Annotated in this window: 4 protein-coding genes; 3 read left to right on the forward strand and 1 reads right to left on the reverse strand. The window is 71.5% G+C overall.

The window, feature by feature from the left end; genetic code table 11:
* Together HY68_RS20230 and HY68_RS20235 are read left to right on the forward strand one after the other, a co-directional pair.
* A partial coding sequence (locus HY68_RS20230; protein ID WP_241778625.1) for an acyltransferase domain-containing protein occupies positions 1–724 on the forward strand: 724 nt, incomplete at its 5' end.
* A gap of 72 nt (positions 725–796) precedes the next feature.
* The gene (locus tag HY68_RS20235; RefSeq protein WP_041990860.1) at positions 797–1,291 is read left to right on the forward strand and encodes a DoxX family protein; all 495 of its coding nucleotides are present in this window, start codon (positions 797–799) and stop codon (positions 1,289–1,291) included.
* 16 nt (positions 1,292–1,307) lie between these two features.
* Here the strand turns inward: HY68_RS20235 and HY68_RS20240 are convergent, their stop codons facing one another.
* Positions 1,308–1,646, reverse strand: coding sequence for a hypothetical protein (locus HY68_RS20240; RefSeq protein WP_041990861.1), 339 nt, complete (start codon positions 1,644–1,646; stop codon positions 1,308–1,310).
* Positions 1,647–1,859: 213 nt separating this feature from the next.
* Here HY68_RS20240 and HY68_RS20245 point away from each other — a divergent pair.
* Positions 1,860–2,687 (forward strand): slipin family protein (locus tag HY68_RS20245; protein WP_078863694.1); only part of this gene is annotated, 828 nt, incomplete at its 3' end.

Raw genomic sequence — 2,687 nt, forward strand, 5'->3', positions numbered from 1 at the left:
GCAGCCCCCCGGGTCCGAGGCGGTGGCCCGCTACTTCCCGGTGTTCGCGCTGGTCGCCGCGCTCCCCGCCGTACGGGCGTACCACCGGGGGCTGGGCGTGTCCGAAGAGATCAGCCGCCGTACCCTCGCCGACCTGGGCCGACAGCTGGCGGTCCACCGCCGCAGGCACGGCACGGGCGGGCTGGCCACCCCCGGGTGGCTGGCGCTGCACTTCCGCGGCGAGATCTACCAGCTCGGCCGGCTCCAGTTCCAGCGCGGCCGGCTCGACGACCGGATGGGCGCAGCCGTGCGCGAGGCCGGACTGCCGTACGGTCCGGGCGACCGCTGTCTGGACGTACACATCCCGGACTTCCTCGGTCCGCTCACCCCGGAGACCTGCGACCGGTCCTTCGCCCTGGCCGGGGCGTTCTTCGCCCGGCACTTCCCTGACGAGACCTACGGCGTCGCGGTCTGCGAGTCGTGGCTGCTCGACCCGCAGCTCGCCGGATACCTGCCGGCCGACTCGAACATCGTCCGCTTCCAGCGGCGCTTCACGAGCGGCTACGAGCTGACGGAGAACTACGACAGGGGCCCGCTGGAGTTCGTGTTCGGCGACCCGGCACTTCCGGTGGAGACCCTGCCGCGCCGCACCACCCTGGAACGCGCGGTCGGCGATCATCTGCGGGCCGGGCTGCACTGGTACGGCGGCCACGGCTGGCTGAAGATCCAGCCCGCCACGCCCTGAGAGCGATGAGTTCGGGGGGCGCGGCCCGTCTACCTCTGTGAAAGCAGCCATTCACGGAGGGGAACCACCACCATGTCGGACTCGTCACTCACCACCGCCCACACCACCACCGCCCACACCACCACCGCCCGCACCACCACCGTCGCCGCGACCGCGGCGCCGGTCACCGCGCGCCGCACCCCGTCGCGCCGTACGCATCTGACGGTGCGTGTGCTCCAGATCGTGCTGGCGCTGTTCTACGTCGGGGCCAGCGCGGCGCCGAAGCTCGCCGCGCTCCCGGCGGCCGTCGAGTCCTTCGACACGATCGGCTTCGGCCACTGGTTCATGTACGCCGTCGGAGTCCTGGAGCTGGCCGGCGGGATCGCACTGGTGGTCCCGCTGCTGTCCGGCGTCTCGGCGCTGGCGCTGATCGGCCTGATGATCGGCGCCTTCGTCATACAGCTGACGTCGTTCGACGGCGAGAACGCGCTCACACCGCTGCTGCTCATCCTGCCGCTGGCGCTGATCGCCCGGGTCCGCCGCAACGAGACCGCCCGGCTCGTCGCCCTCGTACGCGCGCGACTGTGACCGGCAGCGTCGCGGGTCAGTGCACGGTGCCGTAGCTCTGCCACGGCCCGGCGCCCGGGGCGGTCTCGTTGGAGAGCGTCGTGCCGAGGTAGGTGTACTTCCCCTTGCAGTCGCCCTTCGGGTACAGCTTCAGATCGACCAGGGTGAGGTTGGTGACCATGCGGGCGCCGCCCGCCGCGAGCCGGTGACAGCCCCTCACCGGAGGGCTGTTCACCTGCACGTGGCTGGCGTCGCCCGACGTGTAGGTGACCGGCCCCACGGCGGTCCTGCCGAGCCCGGAGCAGCCGGTCACGGCGAGGGTCAGGAGCGCGGTCCCGGCGGCGATGCGGAGGCGCCGGTGGTGGGTCAGGGACATGGGCCGTCCTCGTCTGTACGGAGAAGCCTGGTCCTGGTCACCCTGCCGGACCGGTGGGGGAGCGGCACGAGAAGCGCGGCCGGTCGGGGTACGGGGGCGGTGCGGGCGCGGTGCCAGCCGGGTCCGTACGGGCCGCTGCGCGAGTCTCGACCGGCGCACCGGCTGAGGCTTACCGTGTTCGACAGACACCTCGGTCGGCGTCAGGGGGCCCTCATGGTCGAGGAACTGGTGACAGCGGGCATCGCGGTGGTCTGCGCGGGCGGGGTGTACGCGGCGGCCGCGGCCCGGGTCGTCAAACAGTACGAACGAGGCGTGGTGTTCCGCTTCGGCCGGCTGCGCGAGGGGGTCAGAGGACCCGGACTCACCCTCGTCGTGCCGTTCGTGGACAAGCTCCGCAAGGTCAATCTGCAGATCGTGACGATGCCGGTCCCCGCACAGGACGGGATCACCCGGGACAACGTGACGGTCCGGGTCGACGCGGTCATCTACTTCAAGGTGGTCGACGCGCCGGACGCGCTGGTGCAGGTGGAGGACTACCGGTTCGCGGTCTCCCAGATGGCGCAGACCTCGCTCCGGTCGATCATCGGCAAGAGCGATCTCGACGATCTCCTGTCGAACAGGGAGAAGCTGAACCAGGGCCTGGAGCTGATGATCGACAGCCCGGCGATCGGCTGGGGCGTGCAGATCGACCGGGTGGAGATCAAGGACGTCTCGCTCCCGGAGACGATGAAGCGCTCCATGGCGCGGCAGGCGGAGGCGGACCGGGAGCGGCGGGCCCGGATCATCAACGCGGACGCGGAACTGCAGGCGTCGAAGAAGCTCGCCGAGGCCGCCAAGGAGATGTCGGAGCAGCCGGCCGCCCTGCAACTGAGGCTGCTGCAGACGGTGGTGGCGGTCGCGGCCGAGAAGAACTCCACGCTGGTGCTGCCCTTCCCTGTCGAACTGCTGCGCTTCCTGGAGCGGGCGACACCGGCGGAGGCGGCGCGGGCGGTGCAGACGGTGTCGCAGGCGGCCACGGCCGCGGTCCCGGCGGTCCCGCCG

The organism is Streptomyces sp. AcH 505 (assembly GCF_000818175.1).
Classification (GTDB): domain Bacteria; phylum Actinomycetota; class Actinomycetes; order Streptomycetales; family Streptomycetaceae; genus Streptomyces.

What these genes read in the sequence shown, in the direction of transcription:
- HY68_RS20240 (WP_041990861.1), bottom strand. Translation starts at nt 1,646, where the DNA reads ATGTCCCTGACCCACCACCGGCGCCTCCGCATCGCCGCCGGGACCGCG.
- HY68_RS20235 (WP_041990860.1), top strand. Translation starts at nt 797, where the DNA reads ATGTCGGACTCGTCACTCACCACCGCCCACACCACCACCGCCCACACC.